The sequence below is a fragment of the Myceligenerans pegani genome (assembly GCF_014892515.1).
GTDB classification, from domain to species: Bacteria; Actinomycetota; Actinomycetes; order Actinomycetales; family Cellulomonadaceae; genus Myceligenerans; species Myceligenerans pegani.
On sequence record NZ_JADBGR010000101.1, the window covers coordinates 146,534 to 162,652 of the forward strand.

Here is a 16,119-nt window from a genome sequence, read left to right on the forward strand (position 1 = left end):
CACCACTCCTCTGACCATCGGCCGACGAAGGCGTCTCGACCGCAGATGTGAGGAGACGAGAGTGCGTTTCACCCGCGAGGTACGGCCCTCAGTCCCGGGCCCACTGCTCGGACTGGGTCAGGCGGAACAGGTACACCAGGAGTGGGATCACGATGACACCGGCGAGGGCTGCGACCAGCAGGAGTGCCCGCAGCGTGGCGGGGGCTCCTGCCGCGTCGGCGATGGTGACCTCGTCGACGAGCAGCCACGGGTACTGTGCGGCGCCCCACCCGATGATGACCGATGCGACGGCGATGACGGCGCTGACCCGCCCGGCGGCGGGCCTCCGTCTCAGAAGAAACACGAGGGCCCCGATCCCGCCGAGGATCGAGGTGGCGATCAGGGGTGCCGCCCGCCCGGTCAGGCCTTCGGCGAGAGTGGGCGCGTCACGGGCGATCGGGACGAGCGATCCGAGTACCAGGACTCCGGTGACCGCTCCGACCAGCAGGGCGCGGCGACGGAGCTGGGCGGCGAGTCCTCCGTGGCCCGCGCGGGTCGCGTCGGCGGTGAGGAACGTGCCGGCCAGGAACGCGCAGCAGGCGACGGTGATCGCACCCGCCAGGAGCGACGTGGGGTTCAGCCAGGACGACCAGCGGTCGCCCTGGCCGTCGGCCGGCACCCGTCCCGAAGCGATCGCGCCGGCGGCCGTGCCGAGAAAGAACGGTGCTATGAGCGACGAGCCGGCGAACAGAGCGCCGTAGAGCCTGGCCTGCGAGAGCGTCGCGGAGAACTTGCGGAACGCGAAGCCGGCGCCGCGCAGCACGATGCCGAGCAGTGCGAGCAACAGCGGCAGGATCAGGGTGGACATCGCGGCGGCGAAGGCGGTCGGGAACCCTGTCCACCACATGACGAGCACGTAGACGAGCCACACATGGTTGGCCTCCCACACGGGGCCGATGCTTTCGTCGATCTCGGTGCGCAGCTCGGCGCCGCGGGCGGCATCGCCCGCGGTGAGGTCGTAGAAGCCGGAGCCGAAGTCCGCTCCCCCGAACACGGCGTAGGCGACCAGGCCGACGAACATGGCCATGGCCACCACGAGTTCCACGGTCACGGCTCCTCCCGTCCGGGATGCTCGTCGGACAGCCGGGTCTGGGGCCCGTACGGGCTGGGCAGGTCGTGCTGGCCCTGCCGCCAGCGGCGAGCCATCGAACGCAGCACGAGCACCGCGCCGGCGGTCAGTCCGGTGTAGACGACCACGGTGGTGGCCAGCAGCCACCACAGACCCGCGTAGCTCCCCGCGGCCTCCGAGGTGCGCATCACGCCGTAGACCACCCAGGGCTGGCGCCCCACTTCGGTGGCGATCCAGCCCGCCTCCACGGCGATGACGGCAAGTGGCCCGGACACTGCGCAGAACCTCAGGAACCACGTGCGCTCGAGCAGGTCCCGCCGGCGCCACCAGCGCAGTGCCCAGTAGACGACGACGGCAAGGGCGAGCAGGGTGCCGATCCCGATCATCGTCTGGAACGCCCAGTGGGTGATGTTCACGGGCGGCCTGTCTCGTACCGGGACGGTGTCCAGCCCGGGAACCGGCGCCGTGAACGAGTTCTGCGCGATGAGGGACCCGAGCACGGGGATGTCGAGGGCCCCGCTCACCTCGCCGTCGACCAGCAGGCCACCGATGCGCAGCGGCGAAGGGCTCTCCGTCGTCGTCGCGAGCTCGAACGCGGCGAGCTTGGCGGGCTGGCGGTCGCCGAGGCCTCCGCCGAGCAGGTGCCCGACGACGGGCTGGAGCACTGCTGCCACGCTGGCGAAGCTGAAGGGCACCAGGAAGCCGAGCCGGTGGTGCGCGTCGCGCCGCCCACGCATCATGCCGACGGCGTAGACGCCCGCGATGGTGAAGCCGACGAGCATGTAGGCCGCGAGCCACATGTGGGCGAACTGCCACCCGGCGATGGGGTTGAACATGGCCGCCCACGGGTCGACGTCGGTGACCTCGCCGTCGACGATGCGGAAGCCTGCCGGGGTGTTCATCCACGCGTTGACGGAGATCACGCAGAACGTGCCGACGATCCCCGCGAGCGCCATCGGCACCACCATGAGCAGATGGCGACGTGGCGGCATGCGGCCCCATCCGTAGAGGTAGATGCCCAGGAAGATGGCCTCGACGAAGAACGACAGGCCTTCGAGGGCGAACGGCAGGCCGAGCACGTCGCCGAAGGTGCCCATCAGGCCAGGCCACAGCAGTCCCATCTCGAAGCTCAGCACGGTGCCCGACACCGCGCCGATCGCGAACAGGACCGCGGAGACCTTCGCCCACCGCTGTGCCAGGACGAGCGCTGTCGCGTCGTCGCGCACCACGCCCCGCCAGTGGGCCACGAAGATCATCGCCGGGAACGCCACACCGAACGATGCCAGGATGATGTGCCACCCGAGCGTGAACGCCATCTGCTGGCGGGCGGGGAGCAGGCCGGCCGGGTCGGCGGCCAGTGACAAGACGTCCTGGACTAGCACGTGGCGAGCCTCTCGTGGTGCGCCGACCACGGGCCGTAGGCGCCTTGTCGGCGGGGACGCCTCGTGGTCACGCGGCACCTCCCGCGTATCCAGGGGGCTGCCCGCCGCGGGCCGCCCGGTACGCGGGAGCCCGTAGTGCGGCTGCCCAGGGGTAGGTGCCCAGAGCGCCCGGCACGTTCTGGACGGGATCGACCCGTGGTGCGTCCGCGGTGACGATCTCACCGCAGCGGAGCGCGCCGAGCCGGTGCCACCTCCCGCCGGGGTGAGCAGAGAGCAGCCTCAGCTCGACGCCGACGAGAGCCACAGGCTCGCGGCTGGTGGCGCCCAGGTCCCGCGGCGAAGGTCCGGCGGGAGCAGCGGCGAGCAGGACGGGGCGGTCGTCGACGTCGCGGAACGGCATGAGCGTTCCGAAGCCGCCCCCGCACGGGCGGACGCGGGGCGCCAGGAGGAAGCGGGTGGCCCGGCCCAAGCCGGTCGCGGACAGCAGGAGGTCCTGGGATCGGCCACCGGTCGTCCAGTGCACCGCGAGTCCGAAGACGTCGGGCAGCGGAGCAGGCAGGCCTGCAGCGCGTGAGACGCGCACGACAACGGGGTGGGCGACGGGTGCACCGAGCGCGGCACCACCCGGCGCGCCATGGGACTCGACATGCAGCGCCCCAGCGAGCACGACACCGCTCGGGTGGAGCGGCCGGGGCCGCCACCTGCGCGCGACGGCAACCGCGACGCCGAGCGCGAGGCCCACCACCCGCGCCGTGCGGACCCCGGGCCTCATGTGCGTGCCCGCCGCACCATGGCCCGCACGCTTCGGTAGACGACGACCGCGGCGAGTACCCACGGGCCCACGACGATGACGGGGTCGAGGACCTGGTGGCGCGGGTCTACCCGCCCGGCCCGGGATCGGACCGGGTGGTGCGACGCCTCCGCGAGTACGCCGGTCTCGGTCACGGGGTTGTCCGGGCGGCGGGTGGTGAAGGACGTGAGGTGGCTCTCGACGGCGTCGACCCGGTCTGCCGCGATGAGCAGCAGCCAGTGTGCGGCGCGCCCCTCGCTGAACCGCCGGTACGCATAGCTGCGGACCACGCCGGACAGTCCCTTGAGCGGGACCGAGGTGCCGAAGGCCGGTGTCAGTCGTGCGTGCTCGATCGAGCGCTCCCTGGGCTGGCGTTCCTCCTGCTGCTCGGGCAGGTCCCAGTGCGCGCCGGTCTCCAGGCCTTGGACTTCGCGCGGGTAGGAGGGCCGGTCAGCAGGGTCGAGGTCGGCGCCCCAGCCGGGGATACGGGCCCGGAGCTGTTCGGGGGTCTCGGGCAGAGGCGGCTTGTCGGCGGTATACGGCACGATCGTCTCCCTGTCAGCTGGCGTCAGGCACGACGAGCGGCTTGATGCAGCCATCGAGCTTGGCGGAGAAGATGTGGTACCCCTCGGCGATGTGTTCCAGGGGGATCCGGTGGGTCACTATGTCGTTCGGCTTGAGGTAGCCGCTGCGCATGTGCTCGAACAGCCGGGGCCACTGCCGTTTCACGGGTGCCTGGTTCATACGTAGCGTGAGGCCCTTGTTCATGGCGTCGCCGAACTTGACCGCGCTGAAGATCGGCCCGTAGGCACCCATCACCGAGACCGTGCCGCCTTTGCGCGCGGAATCGATCGCCCAGTTCAGCGCGATGGGCGAGCCACCCTGCAGCTTGAGCTTCGCGCTCGTCACGTGTTGCAGCAGGTTGCCGTCCGCCTCGGCGCCGACGGCGTCGATCACCCGGTCGGCACCGAGCCACCCGGTCATGCGTTTCATCTCCACGACGACGTCCTTGTGCTGCGTGAAGTTCACCGTCTCCGCGTAGGCGAACGTGCGGGCCATCTCCAGGCGCTCGTCCAGGTGGTCGACGACGATGACCCTGCCGGCACCCATCAACCAGGCCGACCGGGCCGCGAACAGCCCGACCGGGCCCGCGCCGAACACGACCACGACATCACCCTCGGTGATATCGGCGAGCTGTGCGCCGAAGTAGCCGGTGGCCAAAGCATCCGTGCACAGGACGGCGTCCTCCTCGTCCATCCAGTCGGGCACGATCGCCGGCCCGACATCGGCGAACGGGACCCGGACGTACTCGGCCTGCGCACCGTCGTAGCCGCCGGTGGTGTGCGAGTAGCCGTAGATGCCTCCCACCGCAGTGGCGTTCGGGTTCACGTTGTGGCAGTTGGAGTACAGGCCACGCGCGCAGAAGAAGCACGTTCCGCAGTAGATGTTGAAGGGCACCATCACCCTGTCCCCGACGGACAGACTGCGTACCGAAGGACCGATCTCGTGCACCACGCCGACGAACTCGTGCCCGAACGTCGACCCCACCCGGGTGTCCGGCATGAGGCCGTGGTATAGGTGAAGGTCCGACCCGCAGATCGCCGCGGTCGTGACCCGCACTATCGCATCGTTCGAATGCTCGATACGAGGCACGTCCTTCTCCTCGACACGGATCTTGTACGGTCCGCGATACACCATCGCTCTCATCGCGGCCCCCGCGGTACCGAGATCCCGGTTGTGAGGCGTGCCGGCGCGTCCAGTCCGGCGTCGTCGTCGACCCCGATGCCCAGCCTGCCGACCAGCTCGCCGCCCAGCCACCCGGTGCCCGCCGCGATGACCAGCGCAACCAGGGCCAGCACGAAGGACGTAGGGCGAGGCATGTAGTCCGGGCTGCCGGCACGGAGCAGCGAGCTCCCGGTGAACAGCAGGAGCATGACGAGGTTTCCGCTCCCGTGCAGGAGCGCGACCCGCTTGGCCCGTGTGCCGCGCGGTATCGCGAGATAGTCGATCAGGCCGAAGGCCGACGCGGCCAGGCCTGTCACGACCGCCACGACAATCATCAGGTACGACGCGAACGCCAGCCGCCCGTCATGGGTCACGAAGCCTATCGCGTCGAACGCGACCGCCGTCGCGAGCAACCCGAGGGGTAGGACGACCAGCTGCTGGTGCATCGCATGCCCTGCAGCCTTTGCTCTGCTCTCCATCTGTGACCTCTTCCTCTGAGCACTCCGCAGGGATGCCCCCGGAGCGTCATGTCCGCCGTGTCAAGGACCACCTGACGGGTCGGTGCGCGCCTCCCGCACGCGCTCGCTCGACCGCAGGTGGAGCGCGCAGTGGCCGAAGGTATGGCCCGGTGTGAAGATCACCTGGGGCCTGCCCGACACGGGAATCTCCTCGCCTGGCTGCAGTGGCCGCAACCCTTCGACACCGTGCACACGCAGCGCACCTGCGGCCGTCATCGAGGCGAGGACCTGCAGCGAGCGGGGGTACCGCAGGGGGTAGATCGCCCGGGCGTTCTCGTGCGCGTACCGATACGGGTCGGCCGCGATCGTGAAGTCCTCCTCGTGGAGCCAGATCGGTACCCGAGGTGCGCCCGCATCGTGGCGGCCGCGCCGGTGTGGTCGAAGTGGGCGTGCGTCAGCACCACCGCGGCAACGTCCGACGACCTGTGCCCGAGCCGGCGCAAGGCCTCGCCGGGCACCCGCCAGGTGGCCGGCAGACCCGTGTCCACCACGAGCAGCCTGCTCGACGACGTCGACGTTGACGTTGACATGCTCGAGACGATGCACGCCGTCGGCGATCTCGCTCAGCATCATGTGTCTTCCCTTCGGACGGCAGGCGGTCAGGCTCTCGCGAAACTCCGGCGGGAGCGGCCATCCGACAGTGTTCGTCGGCCGGACGGCCGCTCACCTTTCGCTCCTGCGCGTCACTCCTTGTGGAGTGCGTCCTGGGCGGCGCCCATGGCCTTCTCCACCGGTTCGGGCATGCTGGTGGTGCCATGGAAACGCACGTCCGGCTTGGTGGGCGGCGGCGCGGGCACACCGGCAGGCGGCTCGGCCAGATACTCGAAGTCACCCTTGCCGTCCGGCGTCGGGCCGCTCGCCCAGCTCCCCTCCGACGCGGCCTGGCCGTCCGAGAAGTTGATGTACTGGTACGAGGCCTCGCGGTGTTCCTTGCTGAGTGGAAACGTGCTCGGCACAGGCAAGTCCTCGATGCCCTCCTCGCGCAGCTCCGCCGCAGCCGCGATCCACTGGTTCTGGTGCATCGTGTCGCGTGCCAGGAGGAACGCGAGCAAATCGCGCACACCCGCGTCGTCGGTCATGTGATACAGCCGGGACACCTGGAGCCGGCCCTGCATCTCGGCGTTCGCGTTGGCGGTGAAGTCGGCCAGCATGTTGCCACTGGCTGTGACGTATCCGGCGGTCCAGGGATTGCCGTTGGAATCCACGGGCCGCGCGCCAGCACCCGCGACGATCGCATGCTGCGGGTCCGTACCGCCGATGATCGCCGCAACCGTCGGGTCGTTCTGCATGGCGCCCTCCGTGACACCGAGAGGCGCCTTCTCGAGCAGCTGCGCGATCATCGTCGCCAGCATCTCGACGTGGCCCATCTCCTCGGCGCCGATGCCGTACAGCAGGTCGCGGTACTTGCCTGGCATGTGGGCGTTCCAGGACTGGAAGCCGTACTGCATGGCCACGGTGATCTCGCCGTACTGGCCGCCGAGCACCTCCTGCAGCTTGTGGGCGTAGACCGCGTCCGGCTTATCTGGCGTGGCCTTGTGCTGCAGTTCCTGACGATGGAAGAACATGGGCCTGCTCCCTTGAAGTCGTCCTGCTCATGGAGTGCTGCGTCCGTCCCGCTACCCTTGCGAGCGGCTCCTCCACTGTCATAACCGATCCGATCACTCGCACCTCGAGATCATGCGCCTGGCCGCGGCGCGGACAAACGGCTGAGCCGTAACCACACGACCGCCCAGGAGACGTGCACCAACAACGGGCCTCGTGCTCGCGCATTGCGACGTTGGCGCGTAAGGGGTCGCGGCGGGCGGTGATACGCCGGGAGCGGGCACCGAGGTAGGTGTGGGTGCGCGCCGCCGCCATCGCGCTGACGCCAGGGCCCGGGGACCGTGGCAGTCAGCCTTTCGCCGCTTCGACCTCAGTGATCAGATCATCAAGATCCGCGTCGCTCAGCAAGAACGGCGCCGCGCAGTGGCGGAGGAAGTTCCGCCGCTCCCCGGTAGACCAGGATGCCCATGCCTGAACCGATGCCGCATGCTTCACGACGATCTGCCGCTCATACCCCCGAATGCTCCAGTCCTGCCAGAACTTCCACCGACGCGCGCGTCCGAGGTCGCCGGCCTCCTCACTCTCGGCAATCACTGACGCCAGAAGCTTGAGCAGAGCCTCTCCGACGAACGGACTTCCGAAGTACGGCTCAGGCACCTCGTCCTCGTTGAACTTCAGTCGGACCAGCGCAGAGACCAGCGCCTCACGCTCCGCGATGGAGAGCTCCAAAGTCATGCCTCTCTCCATAGTCGAGCCCGCAACCGTAAGCCCACACCAGCCTTCGGAATCAGCCGCAGGGCGCTCCTTGCCTGCCTGAACTCCGATCACACCCCGCTGGGATGGAATTCGAGGTCATCGGCGGCCAGGCCAACCGTCAAACCAACCAGGCCATCGTCAGGAAGGCCACCTTCCACCTCTACCTGAACTGCAGAACTGCCGATCTGAAGCACGATCACGTCGTCCTCAAACACGGTGGCGATCACACCACGGATCACCCCAGAAGCCGCCTCAGGCGAGGGGCTGACGACGAACTCACTGAAGTATCTCGGGCGCCCCACATCCAGTTCCACGTCGACCAGTTCGCCCGCCGTGATGGCCTCCGCGCCGCACCACTTGCCCTGCAGCCGCCCGATCTCCGTCTCCATCTCGATCCCCGGCCGCGAGGCATCTGCAGCATTCAGGGCAGTAGCGCGCATCACCATGTTCCCTTCGGATAGGGGACTCGAGCAACGATATTCTGAAGGTTCCAAACCCCAGAGGCCCCGTCGAAGCTCCAGGCCTCCTTGTGGAAGTGGGACTTTGTTGGCTTGCTCCCCATCTCGTGGTTGCCGAATCGGATGCTACGCAGCCCGTCGGCCGAGACCAGCCGATTTGGGTCCGGAAGACCGGTCCGGGGATGGATGTTCGTGTATTCGCCTGGCCCGAGAAACTCCTCCCACCGAGCAACAGCATCTTTTTTTGGGGGGGTGACAGCCGTGTCCGCGAGCAGAATGTACATGCGCGAAACTTCCAGACAGAGCAAATATTCAGCGAAATTCACCCAATCTGTCGGCGTTGTTACCAAACCGATATGAGGCCGGTTGCCCACTGGGTGAAAGTCGCTCATGCTTGCCCGGAACGGCCCTCCAGCTGCCGAAGCGACCAAGGTCACGACACGCGTGCCTCAACGTCGCCACGGCACGAGGGCGGCTGGTGCGCCGCTACCCGAGATCCAGGACGTCGTCGTCCCCGTGCGCGCCGAACTCCGCGGCGCGCACCTCCGCGATCTGCTCGTACCGGTTGATCCGGTCGGTCCACTCCGTATCGACACCGAACGCGACCTGCGCGAAGCCCACCCGGCCGATGGCGTCGGCCAGGCCCGGATCGCCGGGGGCCAGCAGCCGCACCGGCGCGTCGAGCGCCACGGTGTGCGGCGGCACGAAGTACTCGTCCGGCAGGACGGTACGCGCATGGACGAGCGCACCGACGGCGACGACCGAGCCCGCCCCCAGCCGCGCGCTCTGCAGGACCGTCGCCGCGGTCGCCACGTAGACGCACCTGCCGACCTCGCAGCCCAGCAGGGTGGCATGCGGCCCCACGAAGACATGGTCGCCGACGAGCACCGGCTGATCACCGGCGACCGCTGATGCGCGCAACACCGCGTTCTCGCAGATCACCGCCGCTTCCCCGACCTCGATCCGAGACCCCTCGGCATCGAGCACCGCGCCGTACATCACCCGCGCCCTCGGCCCGACACGGACCTCACCGACCAACGTGGCCGTCGGGGCGACGTAGGCGGTGGGATGGACCTGCGGTTCCTTCCCACGGTGCCGGATGCGAATTCCCTGCGGTTCAGCGATCACGAACGGATTCTCGCCCGGCCGGCCACGAACGCGCTGGCGGAATTCAGCCGTGACGCTCAGTTCTCGTGGAATCTCTGCGTTCCTCCGGATCGGGGAGCGCCCCCACCCGCGACGTCGCCTGCGGGCCGTCCTGAAAAGCAAAGGGCCTGACCAGCATTTCTGCTGGTCAGGCCCTTCTTTTGGTAGCGGGGGGAGGATTTGAACCTCCGACCTCTGGGTGCCGTTGCGCCCGAGTTGCCCTACTACGGGAAAGACTGGAGTCGGCGGGATCTCCTTGGATGATCAAGGAGTAAAACCTTGCTGACGGGCACCGACGGTAGCACGCGCACTTTGGATGCGCATGGGGACGATCGAGCACAGCTGGAGTCAATCTGTTGCGTTTCCGTAGCGCAGTTCGAATCCCGCTCATGGGCTCCGCCAAGGCTGAGTGGCCCGGCCGAGGCTTGTCAGATGGGTTGCAGCGCCGGGCCTTCGCTCGCTGCAGCTTGTGTCTGGCTGAGTGTGAAGGAGTAGGTGCCGTCGTCGGTGGTTGTGGTGCCGTAGTCGATGGAGTAGTCGCCGGCGGGGAGTGTGAAGGTCTTGCCGACGACGCCTGAGGTGACGACGTTGCCGGTGGTGTGGTCGACGACCTGGTAGGGGCGCGGGATGCCGTGGTACTGGTAGCGGAGCGTGGTTTCAGTGTCGAGGGTGAAGGTGTACCGGTCGATGGAGGCGATGGTTTCCAGGTTGCCGGCGCCTTCTTCGGGGACGCCGTTCGAGACAGTCGTTCCGAGTTCGTAGGCGAAGACCTGCGGGGCGGGGACCTCGAAGAACCGGAACGAGTAGGTTCCTTCGTCGCCTGTGCCGAATTCCATGGTGTAGTCCCCGGCTGGGAGGGTGACCTGATTGTGGGCTCCGCCGCGGAAGACGATCTGTCCGTCGGCCTGGTCGATGATCTTGTAGCTGAACGGGAGCTGGGGGCTGATGTATTCGTACTGGAGTGTGGTCTGCTCGTTGAGGGTGAAGGTGTAGCGGTCGATCGAGGAGACGGTCTCGAGGTTTCCTGCCCCGTCGGCGGGGACGCCGTTGGAGACCGTGGTGCCGAGTTCGTAGGCGAAGGTCTGGGGTGCGGGGATCTCGAAAATCTGGAGCGTGTAGGTCAGCTTGGTTCCAGGTCCGAGCTGGATCACGTAGTCGCCTGCGGTCAGGTCGATGCGCTGGTCGATGTTGGATTCGGTCACGACGTGGCCGGTCTGGGCGTCGGTGATGATGTAGTCGGTCAGGAACGGGACGTCGATCTGGTACTCGCCCGCCGTGGTGACGGTGAAGTTGTATCGGTCGATCGATGCGACCGTCTCCAGGTTTCCTGCTCCCTGGGCCGGGACGCCGTTGGACACGACGGTTCCGAGTTCGTAGTCGAAGGTTTGCGGCTCGGGCGGGTCGAAGAGCGTGAACGCGTACGAGCCCGCGCGACCGGTGATCTCGAAGGCGTACTCGTCGGGTGCGAGGGTGAACTGCTGGTCTCCGTAGCCGCTTGCCACGACGTTTCCCGAGCTGAGCGACACCAGCCGGTGGTCGGCGAGACCGGCGGTCCGGTCGTACTGGAGCGTGCGGGGCTCGGTGAGTGTGAAGGTGAAGCGGTCCACGGACGCGATCGTCTCCAGCGAGCCGGCACCAGGACCTGGGTCGCCGTCGGAAACGGTGTTCCCGATCGTGTACTCGAACGTCTCGGGTTCGGGTACCTCGAAGAGGGTGAAGGAGTAGGTGCCCTGGTCGTTGCCGTGCCCGACTTCGAAGGCGTAGTCACCGGCGGGCAGGGTGAACTGCCGGTCCCATGTCCCCTCTGCGACCGTCTGGCCGGTGGCGGTGTCGATGATGCGGTAGTCGAAGAGTTTGAAGACTTCCTGCTCGTACTGGAGCGTCGTCTCCGACGGGAGGGTGAACTCGTAGCGGTCCACCGAGGCGCTCGTCTCCAGGTTTCCTGCCCCTGACGCCGGCTGCCCGTTAGATACGGTCTCACCCAGCGTGTACGTGAACGTTTCGGGTGTCGGGACCAGGAACAGGTTGAAGGAGTAGGTGCCCTGCTCGTGGCGGTGGCCGAACTCCAGGGCGTAGGAGCCGGCCGGCAGAGTGAAGTCGCCATCGGTGTATCCGTCGCCGACGACGTCACCAGTGGCGGTGTCGATGATCCGGTAGCTCATGTAGGAGCGGATTCGCTCGTAGTGCAGCGAGGTCTCCTCGGTGAGGGTGAACGTGTACCGGTCGACCGAGGAGACCGTCTCCAGGTTCCCCGCCCCGGACGCGGGCGCCCCGTCCTCGACGACATCGCCCGGCGTGTATGCGAACGACTGCGCATCGGGCACGGTGAACATCTCGAAGCCGTAGTCCCCCGCCCGCGGCTCCCCATACGAACGCCACGGTGAGACCCGCAGCTCGTACTGCCCCGCCGCGAGATCTCCTGTCGTGGTCGAGCCGTAGCAGTGAGACTGCTCGAACAGTTCCTCGCCCGTTGCCGCCTCGACGAGCGTGAAGCCGGCCGTCGCCGTGCAGGAGTTCGAGGTGAAGGTCAGGCGGTCACCCTCTGCGACGTCGAACACGTAGTGATCGGTGGCCCCCGGCGAGGTGAAGTTTCCACCAGAGGTTCCTGGTTCGACGCTCAGCGGAAGGCTTGCCGTGGTGACGGTCGGCGCGGGCGCATCCAGCGTGAACTCGATGTTGTCGACCCCGAGGGCGGTGCCCTGCACGCCCCGGAAACCAGTCGGCTTCATGTCGACGGAGAGCGAGGACTGGGCGTGGGCGAGGTGAGCCGAGGCGCGGAAGCTCGAGTAGGACACTCCGTCGCCGGTCTGGCCCTGCGCGAGGGGCGTGAACGTCCACGCGGAGTCAGCGGCAACGACAGGTGTCCCGGTGTCCAGGTCGATCTGGGCGCTTGGTTGGCCGTCGACGTCCACGACGAGCGCCTGCTCGTCCGCGTCGCTGGTCACCGGTCCCATGACGTACAGGTCGAAGGCGACATCCACGCCGTCGTGCCGCGGCACGCTGGACGCGTGCGTCCGGTACCCGGGCGTGTCGAACAAGGGACCCGCGATCGTGGTCGACTCGATCGTCATATAGGACCGTGCCGAGAAGTTGGAGCCGACGGCCGACTCGAAATCCTCCCCAAGCACCCCGTTCTCGAACGAGCGCTGTGACGGGGCGTACGGAACGGTCGTCACCAGCGCCGAGTCCGCCGCGAAAGACTCGTCCGCGGTGAGAATCACGTCCAGCAGGCAGGCATCGAACGCCGGACCCGGCAACACCTCAGCGGCAGTGCAGGAGTCGGTGGCCGCGTCGATCGCCGAGTCCGAGAAGTCCGACAGATCAACGTACTGATCGGGGAAACCCGGGTCCGCGACGGTCTCTGGCGACTCGCCAGGACCGTAGGTGAACAGGGTCGTCTCATCCGTGACCCGCCACGAATCCGCGAACGGGCCGTGCAGCGTCTCCGGGGACGGGTCCTGCCCGGCCGGCGTCCCGTCGCCGTAGACCAAGTCGTCTGACGGGTCCCCGTTGTTGTTGCCCAGCAGGCCACTCGTCTCCAAGCCCTCCGAGGCAAAGACCCGCAGGTTCCGGCCCTTCATCTGCAGGACCACACCCTCGTTCTCACCGGCGACGACGACCGAGAAGGTCGAATCATCACGCACGATCGCTGCCCCGCTGTCCAGCAGCAGAGTTCCGCTATCAGCCGAGAGCGGGACCTCTTGCCCGTTGACCCGGACAGTGCCCGAGTCGATCTCGACGTGATCGTCAGCGATCTCGAACGCGATCGCGTCCAGCAGCGAAACCGAGCTGCCTAGCGGCACATATCTTGCCTGGAAGTTCAGGCCCAACTCGGGTACCTGCATCAGTTCGAACTCGCCCACCGACATCAGGTCGTACGCCCTGCCGTCCAGTGTCACGGTGTGCGGGTCGCCCCAGATCGCCCATGCCCCCAAGCCAAGCGCGGCAAGCGCGGCGGCGATGCCCGCGGCAAGACCCACCGAGATGCCTCCGCCTTCTGCAGCGACTGCCCCGGCCAGAAGAGCCACACAGCCCCCAGCCGTGCCCGTACAGAAGGCGACGACAGCAAGAGCCACGACGACAAGCCCGGCCGCAACTGCCGCACTCACCCAGATCGTCTCCTCGTCCGGCACCGGAACCGGCGGAAGCTCCGGCCAGGCCGGCAGATCGTTCAGTTCCGGGTGTCCCTCAAGGAAGTGCTCCCAGAAGTCGTCCTTCCCGTCCCCGTCCGCGTCACGACCCGGCGCCGGCACGATGCACCCGTCCGCACAGAACTGCGGGATCTCCTCCGGGATGCCTTCCGGCTGCTCAACTTCCTCGCCTCCCTCGTTCCCGCCGTCCTCATCATCGCCACAGTCCCTGACCTGCTGCTCAGTCACCTTGAAGAGAAGGACTCCCGCCTGTCCGGGGTAGACGTCGTACTTGTCGATCACCTCGCGGGTCACGCCCGAATCAGCACAGTCCTTGACCAGCACTCGGAAGGAGTCCCGGTAGCCTGCCAGGTTCTTCGCCACGAACGGGCGGTTGTTGGCACCACGCGGGAAGTCACTCTCGTACCGCTGGATCTGGTCGTTCGCGTCTGCCTCCTTCGCTGCCGTCTTGACCTCAACGACCTCGAGCGGACCGTTGGGGTCGTCCCGGTCATAGACGACGACGTCGGGCCGCCCAGCCATGGCTGCGCCCGGGGGCTTGGGGTAGGCCACCTCCCACTGGATGTCCGGCGAGATCCCTCCAACCGTCACCGGCTTCCCGTACACCCCAGAGTCGTTCAACCGCTGGATATACCGCCCCTGCGCGATCGCCTCATCCTGCGTCGTCCCGGCCCCTCCGTTGCGGCACTCCGTCCGGCCGTACAGCGCATCCTTGAGGGCGGCCTTGGCAGAGTTGAAGCAGTCGGCCCTGAGCCCGCCCCGGCTCCGCCGCATCAACTCAGCAACACATCGCTTGCCGCTCACCGGCACGATCGACGTGTCATTCGGCGGGCAATCCACCGCCGCAACAGCCTCAGCAGACGCGACATTGAGCGTCCGGGAGATCGCCGCCTTCTCAGCCGGCGTCAGCCCATCATCGCGCTCGGCCGCGGGGCTGATCTGAGCGGACGTGACCACCACGGCCACGGCAGCCAAGCCGGTGACAAGCCCTCGCGTGGCACGCACCAGACACACAACAGTCTCCTGACATGTACGGATTCGGGCGATTCGAGCAGACCGTAACAGCCGACACCACGTTAGAAAAGGATGAAATCGGGCAGCCTGCCTCTGGCTGGACCTGCCAGGCCGGATCGGGTTCGATGGGCGGCATGGGCGTTGAGGTGCACTGGGAATCGATCCATCAGACCTGGGAAGACGACCCGGTGGAGTTCTCCTTCGAGTTCCAACCCTCCACCACACGACCTCAACCACCGGACCTCGATCCCCTCCTCGCGTGCCTGGATCTGATCGAGGCGCTCAACGACGAGGCCGAGGACCGTTGGGACGACGCACCGTTCGTGGAGGACACCGCCGATACACCAGCAGGAGGCGTCATCGCCTTGATGAACACCGCCGGCGATGGCACCGAGATACGAACCTGGCTCACCGAATATGCCCAGCGACTGACCGATCAGGGGTGGACCGGCCAGATTCGCGGAGCCCACAATCCTCAGCCTCCCGCCTGGAGCAACCAACCCGAGCAGCTCGGACACGCCATCGGAATCCACCTCCGGTTCAACCCGCAACCCGAAACAGGCCCGTTCCCCTATGGAACCGACGCAGCCGCCGAGGACCGTGCCGCTCTGATCCAGAGCGCGGACATGATCGACGCCCGCTTCCCAGCGCCCCTTGCCTACATCGGCCGAGGCATCTTCAGATCACCCGCCCCACAACCGCGCCGCGGCAGCGCGTGGATCGACGCTGCCGCGCGCTCGAGATTCACGAGCCTGACCTGGATCAACGAGTCCACGCTCTCAGTCAGCCGAGCACAACTCTCCCCAGGGGCGAAAGCAACCATCACCCTTGCCTCAGCCACCGAACCCTGGCATGCACAGCTCGACGTCCTCATCCAGATCCTCACCCAGCACGGCCCACGCCTCGAATACGGCGTCGCCCGCACCTGCCACCCCCTCTCGGGCCCAACAGAGGCACCCCCAGCAGTCCGCCCCGGCGAGAACGTCTCGACCCGCGACCTCGACATCGCCCGCCACTACGTCCTGGACGCCGCCGGCATCCAAGTCCTGACCGGAACCCACCTGGCCAAGGCCCACGACCTGTCCGCCTGGACCATCACCGACCTGGGGAACAACCGCCATCTCGTCCGACATCCCGACCCTGCAGCCTGGTACGCCAACGAGCTACCCGACCCAGACGTCCTGACCACAGCACGTCACGACTTCGGTGAGCTCATCCTGACCCAAGAAACCTACGGAGCACTCCGGACGCCTTGACGACGGCTCGCCCAGGGCAGCAACTGAACGTGGTCGAGGTGCCGTCGCCAGCGACGCCGGCGGTAAACGAGGTGTGCAACCAGCGCGAGCCCGAGAAGCACCACTGCACCAAGCCGTCACCGGCCGCGACGCGAAGTAGGCAGACTGAACCGCCCTGAACGCCTGGCACCAGGTCAACAGCGACCTCATCAAGCAGCGCACCTACGCCACCCAGCCCGGCGCGATACGTCCGCAGTGGGCCAGGGCCGGGCAGCGATGGTGGTACACCCACGA

Annotated in this window: 13 protein-coding genes; 1 reads left to right on the plus strand and 12 read right to left on the minus strand. The window is 67.5% G+C overall.

Translation table 11 applies throughout. The features are described 5' to 3' along the window. Nucleotides 1-88 precede the first annotated feature (88 nt). From IIE03_RS17500 to IIE03_RS17555, 12 genes are all read right to left on the minus strand, one after another. Nucleotides 89-1,090, minus strand: coding sequence for a cytochrome d ubiquinol oxidase subunit II (locus tag IIE03_RS17500; protein ID WP_318843047.1), 1,002 nt, complete (start codon nucleotides 1,088-1,090; stop codon nucleotides 89-91). Next, nucleotides 1,087-2,490, minus strand: coding sequence for a cytochrome ubiquinol oxidase subunit I (locus IIE03_RS17505; protein WP_318843048.1), 1,404 nt, complete (start codon nucleotides 2,488-2,490; stop codon nucleotides 1,087-1,089). The genes IIE03_RS17500 and IIE03_RS17505 overlap by 4 nt, the downstream gene beginning before the upstream one ends. Before the next feature lie 67 nt (nucleotides 2,491-2,557). After that, on the minus strand, nucleotides 2,558-3,262 hold the full coding sequence (locus IIE03_RS17510; RefSeq protein WP_192864038.1) for a hypothetical protein: 705 nt from the start codon (nucleotides 3,260-3,262) through the stop codon (nucleotides 2,558-2,560). Continuing rightward, entirely contained in the window at nucleotides 3,259-3,825 is a 567-nt protein-coding gene (locus IIE03_RS17515) for a hypothetical protein (RefSeq protein ID WP_192864039.1), read from the minus strand. Before IIE03_RS17515 ends, IIE03_RS17510 begins: the two co-directional genes overlap by 4 nt. Nucleotides 3,826-3,838: 13 nt before the next feature. After that, on the minus strand, nucleotides 3,839-4,987 hold the full coding sequence (locus tag IIE03_RS17520; RefSeq protein WP_192864040.1) for a zinc-dependent alcohol dehydrogenase: 1,149 nt from the start codon (nucleotides 4,985-4,987) through the stop codon (nucleotides 3,839-3,841). Beyond that, nucleotides 4,984-5,451: a DUF2231 domain-containing protein gene (locus IIE03_RS17525; protein ID WP_226888069.1), complete on the minus strand. Its 468-nt coding sequence runs from the start codon at nucleotides 5,449-5,451 to the stop codon at nucleotides 4,984-4,986. The genes IIE03_RS17520 and IIE03_RS17525 overlap by 4 nt, the downstream gene beginning before the upstream one ends. Nucleotides 5,452-5,544: 93 nt before the next feature. Further along, nucleotides 5,545-6,096, minus strand: a complete 552-nt coding sequence (locus tag IIE03_RS27145; protein ID WP_264158606.1) for an MBL fold metallo-hydrolase — start codon at nucleotides 6,094-6,096, stop codon at nucleotides 5,545-5,547. Between the two features lie 110 nt (nucleotides 6,097-6,206). After that, on the minus strand, nucleotides 6,207-7,088 hold the full coding sequence (locus IIE03_RS17535) for a manganese catalase (RefSeq protein ID WP_192864043.1): 882 nt from the start codon (nucleotides 7,086-7,088) through the stop codon (nucleotides 6,207-6,209). 325 nt (nucleotides 7,089-7,413) lie between these two features. Further along, the gene (locus IIE03_RS17540) at nucleotides 7,414-7,800 is read right to left on the minus strand and encodes a hypothetical protein (RefSeq protein WP_192864044.1); all 387 of its coding nucleotides are present in this window, start codon (nucleotides 7,798-7,800) and stop codon (nucleotides 7,414-7,416) included. Between the two features lie 89 nt (nucleotides 7,801-7,889). After that, nucleotides 7,890-8,267, minus strand: a complete 378-nt coding sequence (locus tag IIE03_RS17545; protein WP_193107589.1) for a hypothetical protein — start codon at nucleotides 8,265-8,267, stop codon at nucleotides 7,890-7,892. A gap of 498 nt (nucleotides 8,268-8,765) precedes the next feature. Continuing rightward, on the minus strand, nucleotides 8,766-9,407 hold the full coding sequence (locus IIE03_RS17550; RefSeq protein ID WP_192864046.1) for a gamma carbonic anhydrase family protein: 642 nt from the start codon (nucleotides 9,405-9,407) through the stop codon (nucleotides 8,766-8,768). 446 nt (nucleotides 9,408-9,853) lie between these two features. Beyond that, a complete protein-coding gene (locus tag IIE03_RS17555) occupies nucleotides 9,854-14,827 on the minus strand; it encodes a VWD domain-containing protein (RefSeq protein WP_192864047.1) in 4,974 nt (1,657 codons plus the stop codon). Between IIE03_RS17555 and IIE03_RS17560 the strand changes: the two genes are divergently transcribed. Further along, nucleotides 14,779-15,846: a hypothetical protein gene (locus IIE03_RS17560; protein ID WP_192864048.1), complete on the plus strand. Its 1,068-nt coding sequence runs from the start codon at nucleotides 14,779-14,781 to the stop codon at nucleotides 15,844-15,846. The genes IIE03_RS17555 and IIE03_RS17560 overlap by 49 nt on opposite strands. Nucleotides 15,847-16,119: the final 273 nt, after the last annotated feature.

Excerpts from the sequence above, each read along its gene's own strand:
- IIE03_RS17510 (WP_192864038.1), bottom strand. The coding sequence starts at position 3,262 with ATGAGGCCCGGGGTCCGCACGGCGCGGGTGGTGGGCCTCGCGCTCGGC.
- IIE03_RS17520 (WP_192864040.1), bottom strand. The coding sequence starts at position 4,987 with ATGAGAGCGATGGTGTATCGCGGACCGTACAAGATCCGTGTCGAGGAG.
- IIE03_RS17525 (WP_226888069.1), bottom strand. The coding sequence starts at position 5,451 with ATGCACCAGCAGCTGGTCGTCCTACCCCTCGGGTTGCTCGCGACGGCG.
- IIE03_RS17535 (WP_192864043.1), bottom strand. The coding sequence starts at position 7,088 with ATGTTCTTCCATCGTCAGGAACTGCAGCACAAGGCCACGCCAGATAAG.
- IIE03_RS27145 (WP_264158606.1), bottom strand. The coding sequence starts at position 6,096 with ATGATGCTGAGCGAGATCGCCGACGGCGTGCATCGTCTCGAGCATGTC.
- IIE03_RS17540 (WP_192864044.1), bottom strand. The coding sequence starts at position 7,800 with ATGACTTTGGAGCTCTCCATCGCGGAGCGTGAGGCGCTGGTCTCTGCG.
- IIE03_RS17545 (WP_193107589.1), bottom strand. The coding sequence starts at position 8,267 with ATGGTGATGCGCGCTACTGCCCTGAATGCTGCAGATGCCTCGCGGCCG.